The 15,078-nt window shown below is 67.9% G+C and carries 18 protein-coding genes; 3 read left to right on the top strand and 15 right to left on the bottom strand.

Annotated elements, in window-relative coordinates; translation table 11 throughout:
* Positions 1–3: 3 nt before the first annotated feature.
* Positions 4–1,803 carry an ABC transporter substrate-binding protein/permease gene (locus ACWDUD_RS07100; RefSeq protein WP_450108843.1) on the bottom strand — a complete coding sequence of 600 codons (1,800 nt, stop codon included), beginning with the start codon at positions 1,801–1,803 and terminating at the stop codon, positions 4–6.
* A gap of 115 nt (positions 1,804–1,918) precedes the next feature.
* Here ACWDUD_RS07100 and ACWDUD_RS07105 point away from each other — a divergent pair, with 115 nt between their 5' ends.
* A complete protein-coding gene (locus tag ACWDUD_RS07105) occupies positions 1,919–2,725 on the top strand; it encodes an acyl-CoA thioesterase domain-containing protein (protein ID WP_450108844.1) in 807 nt (268 codons plus the stop codon).
* 145 nt (positions 2,726–2,870) lie between these two features.
* On the opposite strand, the gene ACWDUD_RS07110 is transcribed toward ACWDUD_RS07105, so the two are convergent.
* The 5 genes from ACWDUD_RS07110 to ACWDUD_RS07130 all read right to left on the bottom strand — a co-directional run bounded on the left by ACWDUD_RS07110 (position 2,871) and on the right by ACWDUD_RS07130 (position 7,863).
* Positions 2,871–3,824 carry a winged helix-turn-helix transcriptional regulator gene (locus tag ACWDUD_RS07110; protein WP_450108845.1) on the bottom strand — a complete coding sequence of 318 codons (954 nt, stop codon included), beginning with the start codon at positions 3,822–3,824 and terminating at the stop codon, positions 2,871–2,873.
* 9 nt (positions 3,825–3,833) lie between these two features.
* Positions 3,834–5,348, bottom strand: a complete 1,515-nt coding sequence (locus tag ACWDUD_RS07115; protein WP_450108846.1) for a carotenoid oxygenase family protein — start codon at positions 5,346–5,348, stop codon at positions 3,834–3,836.
* Between the two features lie 147 nt (positions 5,349–5,495).
* Positions 5,496–6,359, bottom strand: coding sequence for an LLM class F420-dependent oxidoreductase (locus ACWDUD_RS07120; RefSeq protein ID WP_450108847.1), 864 nt, complete (start codon positions 6,357–6,359; stop codon positions 5,496–5,498).
* A gap of 26 nt (positions 6,360–6,385) precedes the next feature.
* Positions 6,386–7,180, bottom strand: coding sequence for an LLM class F420-dependent oxidoreductase (locus ACWDUD_RS07125; RefSeq protein ID WP_450108848.1), 795 nt, complete (start codon positions 7,178–7,180; stop codon positions 6,386–6,388).
* 47 nt (positions 7,181–7,227) lie between these two features.
* Positions 7,228–7,863 (bottom strand): TetR/AcrR family transcriptional regulator, encoded by a 636-nt coding sequence (locus ACWDUD_RS07130; protein ID WP_450108849.1) that lies wholly within the window; start codon positions 7,861–7,863, stop codon positions 7,228–7,230.
* Positions 7,864–7,974: 111 nt separating this feature from the next.
* On the opposite strand from ACWDUD_RS07130, the gene ACWDUD_RS07135 reads away from it, so the two are divergent.
* Entirely contained in the window at positions 7,975–9,147 is a 1,173-nt protein-coding gene (locus ACWDUD_RS07135; protein WP_450108850.1) for an acyl-CoA dehydrogenase family protein, read from the top strand.
* A 9-nt stretch (positions 9,148–9,156) separates the two neighbouring features.
* A complete protein-coding gene (locus ACWDUD_RS07140; RefSeq protein ID WP_450108851.1) occupies positions 9,157–10,296 on the top strand; it encodes an acyl-CoA dehydrogenase family protein in 1,140 nt (379 codons plus the stop codon).
* 7 nt (positions 10,297–10,303) lie between these two features.
* On the opposite strand, the gene ACWDUD_RS07145 is transcribed toward ACWDUD_RS07140, so the two are convergent.
* The 9 genes from ACWDUD_RS07145 to ACWDUD_RS07185 are packed head-to-tail and all read right to left on the bottom strand — an operon-like array spanning position 10,304 to position 15,076.
* Complete coding sequence (locus tag ACWDUD_RS07145; RefSeq protein ID WP_197250157.1) at positions 10,304–10,597, bottom strand: gas vesicle protein K; 294 nt, start codon at positions 10,595–10,597, stop codon at positions 10,304–10,306.
* Complete coding sequence (gvpJ, locus tag ACWDUD_RS07150; protein ID WP_197250158.1) at positions 10,594–10,815, bottom strand: gas vesicle protein GvpJ; 222 nt, start codon at positions 10,813–10,815, stop codon at positions 10,594–10,596. Before gvpJ (ACWDUD_RS07150) ends, ACWDUD_RS07145 begins: the two co-directional genes overlap by 4 nt.
* The gene (locus ACWDUD_RS07155) at positions 10,812–11,600 is read right to left on the bottom strand and encodes a GvpL/GvpF family gas vesicle protein (protein ID WP_450108852.1); all 789 of its coding nucleotides are present in this window, start codon (positions 11,598–11,600) and stop codon (positions 10,812–10,814) included. Before ACWDUD_RS07155 ends, gvpJ (ACWDUD_RS07150) begins: the two co-directional genes overlap by 4 nt.
* The gene (locus tag ACWDUD_RS07160) at positions 11,590–12,006 is read right to left on the bottom strand and encodes a gas vesicle protein (protein WP_450108853.1); all 417 of its coding nucleotides are present in this window, start codon (positions 12,004–12,006) and stop codon (positions 11,590–11,592) included. The genes ACWDUD_RS07155 and ACWDUD_RS07160 overlap by 11 nt, the downstream gene beginning before the upstream one ends.
* Positions 12,003–12,332 carry a gas vesicle protein GvpO gene (locus tag ACWDUD_RS07165; protein WP_450108854.1) on the bottom strand — a complete coding sequence of 110 codons (330 nt, stop codon included), beginning with the start codon at positions 12,330–12,332 and terminating at the stop codon, positions 12,003–12,005. The genes ACWDUD_RS07160 and ACWDUD_RS07165 overlap by 4 nt, the downstream gene beginning before the upstream one ends.
* Positions 12,333–12,345: 13 nt before the next feature.
* Complete coding sequence (locus ACWDUD_RS07170; protein ID WP_450108855.1) at positions 12,346–12,591, bottom strand: gas vesicle protein GvpG; 246 nt, start codon at positions 12,589–12,591, stop codon at positions 12,346–12,348.
* Positions 12,592–12,594: 3 nt separating this feature from the next.
* The gene (locus ACWDUD_RS07175; protein WP_450108856.1) at positions 12,595–13,398 is read right to left on the bottom strand and encodes a GvpL/GvpF family gas vesicle protein; all 804 of its coding nucleotides are present in this window, start codon (positions 13,396–13,398) and stop codon (positions 12,595–12,597) included.
* A gap of 2 nt (positions 13,399–13,400) precedes the next feature.
* Positions 13,401–13,808 (bottom strand): gas vesicle protein GvpJ, encoded by a 408-nt coding sequence (gvpJ, locus tag ACWDUD_RS07180; RefSeq protein ID WP_450108857.1) that lies wholly within the window; start codon positions 13,806–13,808, stop codon positions 13,401–13,403.
* Positions 13,805–15,076 (bottom strand): SRPBCC family protein, encoded by a 1,272-nt coding sequence (locus ACWDUD_RS07185; RefSeq protein WP_450108858.1) that lies wholly within the window; start codon positions 15,074–15,076, stop codon positions 13,805–13,807. Before ACWDUD_RS07185 ends, gvpJ (ACWDUD_RS07180) begins: the two co-directional genes overlap by 4 nt.
* Positions 15,077–15,078 lie beyond the last annotated feature (2 nt).

The raw sequence follows: 15,078 nt of genomic DNA on the forward strand, positions 1-15,078 counted from the left end.
TTCTCAGCCTCTCTCCACGACGAGGTCCTGCTCGAGCGGGTCGAGCGTGACTTCCTTCCGGCCGACGCGCAGCCGATGGTCGATGTAGTTCACCAGGTGCGTCAGCGGCACCGTCAGAATCAGATAGAACAGACCGGCGGCGACGAGCGGCGACAGGTTGCCGGTCTGGGCGTTGAGGTCGCGGCCGACCGCGAACAGCTCACGTTGCGTCGCGAGCAGGCCGAGGAAGTAGATCAGCGACGAGTCCTTGATGAGGGCGATGAACTGATTCATGAGCGCGGGCAGCACGCGGCGGACACCCTGCGGCACCACCACCAGCGACATCGACCGCCGGTAACTGAAGCCCAGTGCTCGCGCAGCTTCCATCTGCCCGGCCTCGACCGACTGGATGCCGGAGCGGAAGATCTCGCCGATGTATGCGGCGGCCAGCAGCGCCAGCGCCGCCGCGCCGAGCCAGTACGGATTGTTGCCGGTGAGGCCCTGCACGACCGGTCCCACCCCGAGGCCGACGAGCAGGATGATCACGACGGCGGGCAGTCCCCGGAAGATGTCGGTGTAGACGCGGGCGGGCCAGCGCAGCCAGCGGGTACGGGAGATCCCGGCGACCGCCAGCAGCATGCCCAGGATCGTGCCGGCGATCCCGGAGGTCAGCGCCAGGATCAGGGTGTTCGGCAGGCCGGTCTTCAACAGATCCGGGAACGCTTTCTGATACAGCCCCCAGTCGAAGAAGGTCTCGCGCAGCTGCGTCAGCGTCGACTTCTGCTCGGCGGCGGGCGTGCCCGCCGGTTCGGTGCCCGTCTGGGCGGCGAGCGCCGCGAAGTCGGGCAGTTCCGGTTCGGGTGCGGCCTTGCTGCCGGGCTTCCATCCCTCGGGCAGCTCGCGCGGCACCCATTCGGTGTACAGCTCGGCCCACGTGCCGTCGGCGATCACCGCGTCCAGACCGGAGTTCAGCGCGTCGATCAGCGGCTGGTTCTCCTTCGCGACCGCCCAGCCCACGAAGTTGTTGACACTGAACGTGTTCTCCACAATGGACGTGGGGTCACCCGGTGCGATGGCCCCTTCGGCCTGCTGCGACGGCGCGACCCACGCGTCGATCTGGCCGGTCTTCAGATTCGCGTACGCGGTGTTGTAGTCCGGGAACTTGACCGGATCGAGCTTCAGGGTGTTGACGACGTAGTCGTCCTGCACGGTCCCCTGGACGACGCCGATACGGGTGGAAGCGTTCAGATCCGAGAACCCGGTGATCGGGCTGCCGTTGGGCACCACGAGTGAGAAATAGCCGAAGTCGTAGCCGTTGGTGAACCCGACGAGATTGCGGCGCTCGTCCGTCGTGGTGATCGACGACGAGCCGACGTCGAAGCGGCGCCCGGCGACCTGCGCGAGGAGCCCCGCGAACTCGGTGCCGACGAACTGCACCTCGAGTCCGAGCTTCTCCCCGATGGCCTTCAGAACCTCGTTGTCGTAGCCGGTGAACACACCCTCGGAGTTCACGCAGATGCTCGGCGGGGCGTCGGACAGCGTGCCGACGGTCAGGACACCCGGGGTGATGAGCCCCAGCCGCGACGTGTCGATGCTTTCGAGCGGCACCACGTCCGGGGTGGTGTAGCGGTCCTCCGCTTCCGTCGCGCCCTGCGCCAGGTTCGTCGGCGCGGCCGACGCGGACTCGATTCCCGGGGGCGAACACAGGTCGCGGGTTCCGGAGGCGTCGTCGCCCGACGAGCTGCACGATGTCAGCACGAGCGCCAGCAGCATCGTCAGCAGTATCGCGAACGCGGTGCGGAGTTTCCTCGCCGATCCGACCATGTTCGGAGCCTAGACCGACGAGCACGGGTTGAACGGGAACATTCGACACTGTCGGACCGCACGGTCCACGGACCCGCCGTGACCTCTCGCACGACCGGTCCGGAGAATGCGGAGCATGGGACGTACCGAACGCGGATATTTCACGGAGGTCGACGGCCGGTTCGTGCCGACCGAGTTGGCGACCAGTCCCTGGTCGTCGGACATGCTGCTCGGTCCGTGCGTGTGCGGGCTGTTCGCCCGGGAACTCGAGAACCGGCATGCGGTGGAGAACTGGGTGCCGTCGCGGCTCACCGTCGATCTGTTCAAACCGGTGCGCACCGATCCCGTGACGGTCGAGACGACCCTCGTGCGCGACGGCAACCGCATCCGGGTGGCCGACGCACAGATGCTGCAGAACGGTGACGTGGTCGCGCGCGCGACCGTCGTGTATCTCCGTCCGTCGGAACAGCCGCCCGGAACGGTATGGACCCGCGACGAACATCCGGCGCCGCCGCAGAGTCGCACGGATGACCCGGAGACCGGATTCGTGCCGACCTGGTTCGGCAGCGACGACCACCCGGAGGGTTGGTCGCAGATACGGTCCGAGCATCAGAATTCGAGCCGTAAACGCATGTGGGCCAGACAATTTCCGGTGATCCTCGGCGAGAGGATGTCCCCGTTCGTGCGGACCGCGATCGTCGGCGAGGGCACGAGCCTGGTCACCAACTGGAGCGAGCAGGGCGTCGGATACATCAACGCCGACCTCACCCTGACCCTGTCGCGGCTGCCGCTCGGTGAGGAGGTCGGAGTCGAGGCCGATCACCACATCGGCGAGGACGGTGTCGCTGTCGGCACCTCGGTGCTGTTCGACAGCCGCGGCCCGTTCGGCGCCGGCATGGTGGTGGCACTGGCGAACAAACACCGGCAGGTCGACTTCGGCTGAGCCGACCCGCCGTCCTTGCGCACCCCCGTCTTTCTCCGAGCGAGCGGTACATTCGGTCGATTGAAGGAGACGAGCGATACATTCGCTCGGAAGAACGGGGCCGCGCGCTCGGAAAACGGGGGTCGGAAGACGGAGCTGTCGGTCCCTACCCGTTCGCGTCGGGTACATCCTCGATCGCGATGGTCGCCGCGTGCAGGGTGCCGTCGCACCGGTCGCAGACGAGTCTCGGCAGGAACGGCGCCCCGCATCCCAGGTGCACCGTTTCGAGCGCGGGACCCTCGGGCGCGTGGAACCAGCGTTGTCCCCACGCGATCATGCACGCGATGACGGGGAAGAACGCCAGGCCCTTGTCGGTGAGGTGATAGGTCACCCAATCGGCCCGGCCGGGATGCGGGCGCGGCGCGAGCACGTCGAGTTCGGTGAACCGCCGGAGCCGATCGGTGACGACCGCCGGCGGTGCCCCCATCTGCTCGGCGAATTCCCCGAATCGGGTGGCGCCGCGGTGCGCGGAGCCCAGCAATGCCGCCGACCAGCGGTTGCCGACCAGTTCCATGGTGTGCGGGACGATGTCCGGGGTGCGGGCCGCACGCCCGGAGCGACGACGACCGGCCGCGGCGGGCACACACCGCGACCACTCGCCGCTCGGTCCGGTCCGCACGCTCACGTCGTGCGCGTCGGCCGGGGCCCCGCACGCGGCGCAGACGAGCCGCGGCACGAACCGCTGCCCGCACACGGTGTGGCGCCGACGCGGCAGACGCGCTTCCGCATCGGCCGACCAGCGCTGCTCCCACGCCCACATGCTCACGAGCACGGTCCACACGCTGCGTCCGCGCGCGGTGAGCACGTACTCGTGGCGTACCGGTTGCTGCTGGTAGGCGACCTTCTCGAACAGCCCGGCCTCGGTGAGCCGGCCCAGCCGCGCGGTCAGCACCGCGTGGGAGATGGGACCGCGTGCGATCCAGTCGCCGTACCGGCGTGCGCCGAGCAGTGCCGAGCGGAGGATCCACAGGTTCCATTCGTCGCCGAGGATCCCGAGGGTCACCGCGAGCGCGTTGTCGCCGCCCGGTTCGAGCGTGGTGAACGTGGTGGTGCCGGGCACCGGGGCAGCCTACAAGCCGATCGTGCTGCCCGGCCGGTCGTCCTCACGCCAGCCGGGGAGCGACGATCCGGCGGCCCATGTCGAATGCGTGCCGCTCGAGATCCGCTCAGGCAGTTGCATCCGCGCGACGGGACCGTCGGCGACGTTCTGCGCATCGAACACGAGGCATTCGGAGCGGTCCTCGTTCATGTCGGTGACGAGGGTGACGAGGTAGCCGTCGTCCTCGGACGTCGACCCGGTACGGGGCGCCATCACGGTTTCACTGCCGAACACGCCGTCGCCGAACGCGTAGTGCTCCTCGTTGCCGGTGAGCACGTCGTGCTTGACGAGGCCGTCGAACAGGAACCAGCCGGGCACGCCCGTCGCCGCGTAGGTGTAGCGGTGCTGTACTCCCGCGTGGTGCGGGTTGATCATTCCGAATTCGGTGATCGACTCGGAGAGCCGTTCCTCCTTCACCTGCCCGGTGCGCAGGTTCAGCCGCCACCGGTGCAGGTGGGTGCCCATGCGGTCGAGGGCGAGGGACCGGAACAGACGCTTGTAGATGTTGCCGTTTCCGTCGTCGGCCGGTTCGGGGTCGCTCTGGTGGAAGCCCTCGAGGACGATCTCGTCGCCGCTCTCGTAGGCATTGGTCCAGTGCAGGACGTAGGTGGGGTCGGCGTCGAACCACACGATCTCGTCGGAGTTGCCGCGGCGCGGGATCACCCCGAGCCGCATCGGCATGTCCGGGTGGTACTTCGGGACGTACCGGCCGCGTTCGAGGAGTTGCGGCAGCCAGAACAGCGGGCAGTCGTTGAGGATCGCGTAGTTCTCGGTGAAGGCCATGTCGTGCGGAAGGCGCGGACCGGGCAGTTCCACGTCGACGTAGTGCACCAGGCGGTCCTGTGCGTCGACGACGCCGTAGTGCATGTAGGGCGCGTCGGTGGTGTAGTCGAAGAACAGCATCTCGCCGGTCCGCTCGTCGACCTTCGGGTGCGCGGAGACACCCGTGGACGGGAAATCGCCGTGCCACGTGGACTTTCCGAGCGTCTCGAGCGTGGTCGGATCCAGCCGGTACAGCTCACCGCACTGCCAGAAACTCGACAGCGCGACCCCGTTGTGCACGGTGATGTCGGTGCTCGAGCCGTCTTTCATGCGACCGCGCGCGCCCCAGCCGTCCTGCCGGATCGAGTTCTCGGGCCGCTCGGCGATGCCGGCCCACAGCGGGCCTCCGGCCTCCTGTTCGGCGAGAAAGCCGTCGGTACGGACGAATCGGTTGCGGTAGAACGCTTTTCCGTCGCGGAATCCGACGGTGTGGATCATGCCGTCGCCGTCGAACGGATGGTAGAGACCCTCGAGTGCGGGATGCGCCGGGTTCTCGGTGTTGCGCAGGTAGACGCCGTCGAGGTCGGACGGAAGTTCGCCGACGACGGTGAGGTCGTCGGCGCGCCACTCGGTGTGCTGCGGCCGCCACGGGCCGGTGCGGTACGGGTGGTCGTCGTTCTCCGGCAGCGTGGTCAGTACGCGTCCGAGTACTTCGATGTCCATGACGTCTCTTCCCTGGGTCGACGAGGCGGTCGTTCTGGGCGAACGGCGACCACAACTACAGTTAACAGAGTGACGGGTCAGGAGGCAAGGCTCCGCCCGTGTGCCTTTGTGGCGGCAGGGACCGCCGCAAAGGCACACCGGTTCCGCCTACATAAGTGCCCCCGCCAGCTCCCGATACGCGGAACTCGCGAACGTGAACGGGTCGCCGGTGAGCACCTGGATCGCGACCTCGTCGGCCCCGGCCTCGTAGTGCTTCTCGATCCCCGCGACCACGGTGTCGAGATCACCCCACGGAATCAGCGCATCCAGGAGTCGGTCGCTGCCGACCCCGGCCAGGTCGTCGTCGCCGTAGCCGAGGCGACGAAGGTTGTTCGAGTAGTTCGGCAGCGCCAGGTAGCCGCGCATGTACTCGTGCGCGATCGCGCGGGCGGTGTCCTCGTCGCGCTCGAGCACCACCGCGACCTCCGGGGCCAGCAGGGGGCCGTCACCGAGGAGCTCCCGCGCCTGCGCCGTGTGCTCGGCAGGAACGAAGTAGGGGTGCGCACCCGCGGACCGCTCGGCGGACAGGGTGAGCATGCGCGGGCCGAGGGCGGCCAGCACCCGACGCTCCGCCGGCAACCCCTCGGCATCCAGGGCATCGAGGTACTCGACCATCCGGCTGTACGGCTTGGCGTAGGTGTTCGCGCCCTTGGCCTCGACCACCGGCGCGTGGCTCGTGCCGAGGCCCAGCAGGAAACGGCCCGGATGGTTCTCCTCGAACCCGCGGACGGTTTCGGCGGTGGTCGCCGGCTCGGCGTGCCAGATGCTCAGGATGCCGCTGGCGACACCGAGACGTGTTGTCGCATCCAGTACTTCGCCGTAGATCGACGGAACGCCGTCCCCGAATCCGCCGGACGTCCACAGCCTCGAATACCCCAGTTCGTCGAGTTCGCGCGCCGCGTCCAGCGCCGCCTCCCGGGTCTTCCCGCTCAGCCAGAAATGTCCACCCCACACACTCACCTGTCGTGTCATGACCCCGACAGTAGCGGCGTGACGGGTCAGGCGAGACCGGACAGCGGCGGCGGCGAGTTCTCGTCACGCCACCCGATGGCCTCGATCAGCGGCGCCAGATCGTAGTCGGGACCGCTGGCGCCGACGGTGAACAGCGTGACCCCCGCATCCGCGTACGCGGCGGCCTGGTCGACGCCGGGCCACGGCACGGACCGTTCGATCTCCGACGCGTGCCGGCCGATCTCGGCGCACCTCTTCTCGACGATTCCCCACTTCTCGACGTGGGTGCCGAGGTCACCGAAGCTGTGCCAGATGTTGCTGTACTTCGCGACGAGCGGCAGTGTCTTCCGCGGGCCCCCACCGCCGATGAGGATCGGGATATGGCGCGTCGGGGCCGGATTCAGCTTGCCGAGCCGCGCGGTGATGCGCGGCAGATACTCGGCGAGCAGAGCCAGCCGCGAACCCTTGGTCCCGAAGTCGTAGCCGTACTCCGTGTAGTCCTTCTCGAACCAGCCCGCCCCGATGCCGAGAATCAGCCGCCCGCCGCTGATGTGGTCGACGGTGCGGGCCATGTCGGCCAGTAGATCCGGGTTGCGGTAACCGCCACACGTGACGAGTGCGCCGAACTCGACGCGTTCGGTCTGCTCGGCCCAGGCGCCGAGCATCGTCCAGCACTCGAAGTGAGCACCGTCGGGGTCGCCGGTGAGCGGATAGAAGTGGTCCCAGTTGAACACGATGTCGACGCCGGCGTCCTCGGCGCGCAGGACTGTGTCGCGGATGACGCCGTAGTCGGGCTGGTGCTGGGGCTGGAGTTGGAGTCCGATGCGGATGGGGCGCGTCATGGAAACCACGGTAGGACCACCGATCGCCTCCTGCATCCGAAACCGGATCAGCGGCTGCCGCCGAGCGCGGCGAACTGCGGCTCGAGTCCCACGAGGAACGTCTCGAGCGCGAGCTCGAAGCTGTCGTGATCGATCTCCGCGGCGCGCTCGGCGAGGCGGTGCGCGTCCGACAGATGCGGGTAGCGGTCGTCGTAGGTGTCGCGGTCGCCGCGGAATCCGCCGGCGAACGACGCGATCGCGGCGCCGAGCACGATGTACTTCACGGACGCGCCGATGAGGGTGGCGGTGCGGGGTGGCCAGCCCGCGCGGGTCAGACCGCCGTGCACGGCATCCGCCCGGTCGAGAGCACCCGGACGTGTGCCGGGACTCGAGGCGAGGTACGGAACCATGTTGGGATGCGCGGCCAGCGCCGCCCGGTACGAGCGGGCCCACGTGCGCAGCGCCTGTCGCCAGTCGCCCGTTTCGAAACCCGAGACGTCGACGTCGTCGGCGATGAGGTTGCCGATGTCGTCGAGCAGCGCGTCCTTGGTCGGGTAGTGCGTGTAGAGCGAGGGCGCGCGGACTCCGAGTTCGGTGGCGATCCGGCGCATCGAGACGTCCCCGAGGCCGTGCTCGTCGATCATGCGCAGGGTGGTGTCGCGGATCAGCTGCCGGCTCAGCAGCGGTGTCCGGGGCCGGGCCATCGGCATCCTCCTCGAAGCGGGGACCTGGACGTCCTAACAGTGTACGGTTTATCGTCGGGGCGACGCGGAGCCGCCGCGTGTCCGCGTCCATCACCGGGACGGAAGGCCATCATGAATCTGACGCTCACCGACGAGGAACTCGCATTCCGCGACGAACTGCGCACGTTCTTCACCACCGAGATCCCCGCCGAGCTCCGCGAACGCGTGGCCGCAGGCCGCCCGCTCGGCCGCAACGACATCGTCACCAGCCAGCGGATCCTCAACGCGCACGGCCTCGCCGTGCCGCACTGGCCCGTCGAATGGGGCGGCAAGGACTGGACCTCGGTCCAGCGGCACCTGTGGCTCGACGAACTGCAACTCGCGTCCGTCCCCGACCCGCTGCCGTTCAACACCGCGATGGTCGGTCCCGTCATCGCCGAATTCGGCTCCCAGGAGCTCAAGGAACGTTTCCTCCCGGCGACCGCGAATCTCGACATCTGGTGGTGCCAGGGCTTCTCCGAACCCGAAGCCGGCTCCGACCTGGCGTCCCTCAAGACCCGCGCGGTCCGCGACGGCGACGACTACATCGTCAACGGGCAGAAGACCTGGACCACGCTTGCGCAGCACGCCGACTGGATCTTCGCGCTCGTCCGCACCGATCCGAACGCACCGAAACGGCAGGCCGGTATCTCGTTCCTGCTCATCGACATGAAGACGCCCGGCGTCACGGTGCGCCCCATCAAGCTGATCGACGGTGGCTACGAGGTCAACGAGGTGTTCTTCGAGGACGTGCGCGTCCCGGCCGAGAACCTCGTCGGCGAGGAGAACGCCGGCTGGAGCTACGCGAAGTTCCTGCTCGGCAACGAACGCACCGGGGTCGCGCGCGTCGGTGCCACCAAGGTTCGCATCGCACGCGCCAAGAAACTCGCCGCCCAGGTCCGCCTCGGATCCGGGTCGCTGCTCGACGACCCGCTGTTCGCCGCGCGCGTCGCCGAACTCGAAAACGAGCTGCTGGCACTGGAATTGACCCAGCTGCGCGTCGTCGCGAGTTCCGCCGACGGAAAGCCGAATCCGGCGTCGTCGCTGCTGAAGCTGCGCGGCTCGGAGCTGCAGCAGGCCGCGACCGAGTTGCTCACCGACATCGCCGGCCCCGATTCGCTGCCCGTCGGTGCCGACGACATCGACTCCCCCGACTGGGCACAACGCTCAGCCCCGGTCTACCTCAACAACCGCAAGGTCTCGATCTACAGCGGATCGAGCGAGGTCCAGCGTCAGATCATCGCCTCCTCCATTCTCGGATTGTGAGCAGCCACCATGAATTTCGAACTCGACACCGAACAGGATCTGCTCCGCAAGACCACCCGCGACCTGCTGTCCGGGGTGTACGACGCGGAAACCCGTAACGCGATCACCGCGACCGACCGCGGCTGGAACCCCGAGGTGTGGCGGCAGTTCGCCGAACTCGGACTGCTCGGTCTGCCCTTCCCCGAGGAACACGGCGGTATGGGCGCCGGACCGGTCGAAACGATGGCCGTGATGACCGAGATCGGTCGGTCGCTCGCGCCGGAACCCCTGCTCGACGCGGTGTACACGCCCGGTGGGCTCGTCGCCGAGGTCGGGAGCGACGAGCAGCGCGCCGCGATCCTGCCGCGTGTCGGCGAAGGCGAACTGCTGCTCGCGTTCGCGCACGACGAGCCGGGTAGCCGCTGGCCGTTCACGGACGTGCGGACCGTCGCGACCCGCAGCGGTGACATCTGGACCCTCACGGGTCGCAAGAACCCTGTGCTGCACGGTGATTGCGCCGACAAGTTCGTGGTGTCGGCGACCCTGCCCGAGGGCGGAACCGGATTGTTCCTCGTTGATGCGTCCGCCGAGGGCCTGACCCGCACCGCGTACCGCACCCACGACGAACGCCGCGGCGCCCAGCTCGCACTCGAGGGCGTCACCGCCGAACCGCTCGGTGTCGATGTCACCGATGCGACCGACGCGATCGTCGCCGCGCAGGTACGTGCGCAGGCCGCGCTGTGCGCCGAAGCGGTCGGCGCGATGCAGGAAACTCTGCGACTGACGACCGAATACCTGAAGCAGCGCAAGCAGTTCGGTGCACCCATCGCCCGCTTCCAGGCACTGACTCACCGCGCCGCCGACATGTACGTGCTGCTCGAACTCGCCACGAGCCTGAGCCTGTACGCGACGATGGCGCTGTCCGACGGCATCGTCGACCCGACCATCGCCTCCCGGGCCAAGCTGCAGGTCGGCAGGTCCGCCCGCAGCATCGGGCAGGAAGCGATCCAGATGCACGGCGGTATCGGCATGACCGCCGAATATCCGGTCGGGCACTACGTCAGCAGGCTGACCGCGATCGAACACACCCTCGGCAGCACCGAGGACCACCTGCGGGTCCTGGCCGGGGCGGTCGCCGAGCACGAGCGGGTCGACGTCACCGGAGACTGATCGAAGGTCAGGGTGGCGGCAGCAGGGGACCGAGCGGCCCGAGATCGATGTTGAGATCTTCGGGCGTCAGGCCGAAATGCTCGCGCAGCTCGTCCATGCGCTGCTCGAGCAGCATCAGCGTGGTGCCGATGCGTTCGATCTGCTCGTCGCTGAGGTCGCCCTGGTCGACCCGTCGCAGTGCCTGCCGTTCCATCAACTGGCGGAGGAGCTCGACGAGGGTCAGCACCAGGGTGACCAGACCCCGCTCCACGGATTCGGGGTCGGAGTCGATACGCGGTGGCAGCCCGCCGAATTCGGTCACGGACCCTCGATCCCCTGCTGTTCGATTCCCTGCTGTTCGATCCCCTGGTCCTCGGCGATGGCACGGACCGACGAGATCAGGGTGCGCAACGAGATGCGGACCATGTCCACGTCGGCGACCGAGAGCACCACGTCGCCGACGATGACGACACCCCCGGCCAGCACCCGGTCGAGCAGGTCGACGAGCGCGATCCGACGCTCCTCGGGTACCTCGCTCACGGGTTCCCCCGGTCCACACCCGCGAAGGAGTACGGGGGCCACGGACCCGTGAGTTCCAGCTCGAGCCCGTCGAACTGGGTGCGCGCCGCCGCGACCGCTTCGGCGAACTCGTCGCTACGCGCGTCGTCCACGAGGTAGGTGCCGTTGAGCACCATCCGGTCCCGCCGGCCGCTCAGCGTCGGATCGGTCGGCGGTTGCCGGCGCCCTGCGGCCGAGTGCTGCAGCAGCAACGCATGGAGGGTGTCGGCGCGGTCCGCTGCGGCGCGTTCGGCGTCCTCCCGCGCGGACAGCTGCGCCTTACGCCGCAGCAGATAGGCTGTGCCGGTTCCCTTCTCGGCTCCGGATCCCGCGGTTTCCACCGCGCCGGCGGCGATCGCGTCCACGTCCGCGTACGCCTTCACACCCCATTCGGTACGTCCCGCGACGAGGGTGAGCGCCGCGTCGAAGTCCGCCCGGCGCGCCTCGAGCACGTCGCAGACGCGCGCGTCGTCGAGATACACGGTGGCCAACCGCAAAGGAATCGCCGGAGCCCACCGCACCACGGCGGACACGACGGCATCGTGCGTGCGCGCCACCGTCTCGAGCCATTCGAGATTCTCCAGGTTGCTGCGCAACGCCTCTTCCCCGAACTCACCGAGCGGCACCGTGCCGACGACGGCGGTCAGTCCGGCGGCGGACACGGCGCGGACCGGCTCACGAGCAACCCCCGTCACGACGGAGACGGCTTCGTCCGGCAGGTCCGCACCCGTCACCGCGTACACCCACACGCCGTGATCAGCGGTCATCGTCGGTCACCTCGTCGTCCTCGAATTCGGCATCCTCGACCTCGAGCGGTTCGGCGACCGGTTCCCTCCGTGCGGCCTCGAGTTCCGCGATGCGGTCCCGCAGCTTCCGGTTCTCGACTTCGAGATCCTGTTGTGCGCCTTCGATTTCCGCTCGTTTGCCCTTGCTGCTGAGCCACGGGTCGGTCTCCCACCAGTCGATGCCCACGGCCTTCGCCGTCTCCAGCGACGCGATCACCAGGCGCAGCTTGATGGTGAGCAGTTCGATGTCGAGCAGATTCACCTGGATGTCCCCGGCGATCACCAGGCCCTTGTCCAGGACCCGCTCGAGGATGTCACCGAGATTCGTCGACTGGTGCCCGCCGTCGTAGGGCTGCGGGGACGACGAGCCGCCACCCACCACGGTCATCTCGCTCCTCCTCGGCCCAGGTCGGTGCTGCCTCGTCCGTAGCGTTTGGTTCTCCTGTAGGCCAACAGGTTCCCGTCCGGATCCAGCTCGACCTCGTACAGCGCGAGCATGTCCGCCGTGGATGGGATGCGCCGGTCCTCGATCACTTCGATCTCGACCGTCCACCCGTCGTCGGTCGGCTCCACCGACGTGGCGCCCTGCGGCTCCTTCGTCGTCAGTTCGGAGAGATGCTCGATCGCGATCCGCGCCACCTCCGCCGCGGACAACGGGGGCAGAGGCTCAGGCTCGGAACTGCCGCTGTCCTTGCGGGTCGTACGTCCGGCCATCGTGGTCCCCTTCCTAGATCGGCGGGGCGCCGGTATCCGGCCGGATCATCCGGTTGAGGACGGCCTGCTGCGCCGCGGCCTTCTCGTCTTCGGTGAGGCGGCCGGCGGCGGCCGCCTCATCGATCTCCTCGAGTTCCCGGCGGATGGTGGCGGGGTCGTGCAGTTGCTGCTCGACCTGGTCCTGGATGAGTTCGCCGAGCCACAGCACTGCCCGGATCGGTGCGATCGGCAGTGTGAGGACGGACGAGATCAGTCCCACGGCTCAGCCCTCCGGTTCTCGTTTCATCACGAAATCGTAGGCCGCCATCGGACCGAGCAGGTCCATCTTCGCCCGGCCCTCCCATTCTTCCGCGAGGGAACGCACGATGTCCTCGAGGTCTCCCTGTCGGGACAATTCGATGAGGATCGCCACGTGCGCAGCGTCCTCGTCGTGTGTCGGCTGGCGGACGTTGACCATCGGCTCGAGGTCCTCGAGCGCGTCGACGACCCGCTGGGTGTCCTCGTTGCGCTTGGCTTCGATCGATTGGTTGATGATCTCGCCGAGCATCATTCGCGCATCGCGGGTCGCGTCCTCGGGCTTGTCGCGGATCTCCTCGCGCAAGCGCGCCGCGTCGGCGTTCTCCTCGAGAATCTCACTGAGCACCGCTCTTTCGTCGTAGCGTGCTTTGACGACGAACTGCGCCTTGCCCTCGAGTTCGTTCAGCGCCGCTTCGAACTCGTCGCGATGGGCGTCGAGCAGTTCCTCGGACACCGCGTCCTCGTCCGACAGCACCGCCCCGAACCGGAGCGGCAACACCGGTGCCACGGCGGCGGTCCCGTCCAACAGTTCCGCATGGGCCTTGAGGTCGTCGGGCGTGCCGAGGGGCCGGTCGACCGGTATCTCGCTGACCAGCGCAGCGATTTCGCCGCTGCGTACGACCGAGACGTTGCTCGGGGGGTCGCCCACGCCGGTGGCATGCGATTCCGCTTCCACGTCGGCCGGGACGATGCCGTAGACGTAGATGCCCGTGCTGCCGGTGACGCCCTGCTCCTCCGGCGTACGTTCATCCGCGGTCGTGTCGGTCATCGCTACTCCCCTCTCTTCGATCCGCGCGATGCGCGCTGCCGCTTCTCGTCGACGTCTCCGAGGAAATCGGAGACCTTCTCGGTAGCTGCTTCCAGTGCTCCCTTGGTCTTGTGTTTCGCACCGCCCGAGGTGATGTCACCGACGAGATCGGGCAGACCCTTCGGTTCACTGTCGGAGATCTCCAGACGGTTCACCGCTTCGGCGAAACGCAGGTAGGTGTCGACGCTGGCGACCACGACGCGGGCGTCGATCGTCACGAGTTCGATGCCGACGAGGGAGACCCGCACGAACGCGTCGATCACGAGGCCCTTGTCGAGGATGGTGTCGATGACTTCGGCGAGACCGGACGAGTTCGGGCGTGCCATCCCGCCGCCACCGCCGCCACCGCCACCGGCGGGTTGGATGGTCATTTCCTGGCTCCTCGGTTCGTGCCGGCCGTGGACCGTGCCCTGCTTCGCGCGGGGGCCCTACGGCGAGCAGGCGGTTCTTCCTCTGCTTCTTCCTCTTCGGGCTCCTCTTCGGGTTCGGGCTCCTCTTCGGGCTCCTCTTCGTCGGGCTCTTCGTCCTCGAGTTCGTCGTCGTACTCGTCCTCGTCGTATTCGTCCTCGGGCTCCTCGTCCTCGGGCTCCTCTTCTTCGCCTTCTTCGGGCTCCTCGGCAGATTCGTCCTGCTCGTCGTACCCTTCGTCCTCTTCCTGCTCCTCCTGCTCCTCGCGGCGGGCGGTCTCGTCGTCCTTGACCACCTTGCTTTCGTGGATCTCGCCGTGCCATCCCTCGATGTCGTCGGGATGCAGGATGCTCTCGGTCATGACGTGACGCTGGAAGTGCTTGAGTTCCAGTCTGGATCGCCGTCCCACGGCACGCCAGAGATTGGCGGTCTTCTCGAACAGACCGCGGGGGTGGTACTCCAGTACCAGAACGATCCGGGTGAGGTTCTCGGTGATCTCGTGGAAGGTCACCGCGCCGTCGATGTAACCCTTGCCGCCCTTGGAACGCCACACGATCCGTTCGAACGGAACCTGTTCGAGAATCGTCGACTCCCAGTTCCGGCGCGACCAGAAGACCTTGCCGGTCCACTGCAGTTTCTCGTCGGCGGCCTGCTCGACCTGCTCGACCTTCTTCATGAACTTCGGCCAGTCGGCGAACTGGGTCCACTGGTCGTAGGCGAGCCGGACGGGCACCCCGACGTCGATCTGCTCGACGATGTTGGTGAGCTTGATCTTCTTGCCGCCCGAGCCTTTCCGGCCACCACCGCCGCCGAAGGACTCCTTCACGTCCTGGAACTTCTGTTTGGCCGTGCCCTTGACGCCCTCGAAACCGGCGCTCATGGCGGCCTTGAGCGGTGAAGCGCCCTCCGAGAGCTTATCGACGCCGGTCAGCGCCGACAGCAGACCGGTGTTGCCGGTGCCTTCGGCATAGTCGTGCAGTCGCCCGGCCGTTCCGGTGATCTTGTCGGTGACGGTGTCCACGGCCCGTTCGGTGACGGTTCCGGCGAGGGTCTGCAGCGCGTTCTGCAGATGTCCGGTCGGCGAGGCCGCGCCGGCCGCCTTCTGCGCCGTCCCGGTCGCGGCCTTGCCGGCTCGGCCCGTGGCACCGGTTGCGGTCTTGCCGACTTTTCCTGCCGCGCCGGTCGCGGCCTTACCCACCTTCCGGGTGGTATCGGACAGTGCCTTGGTCATGG

Source organism: Rhodococcus sp. NPDC003382 (assembly GCF_053589135.1).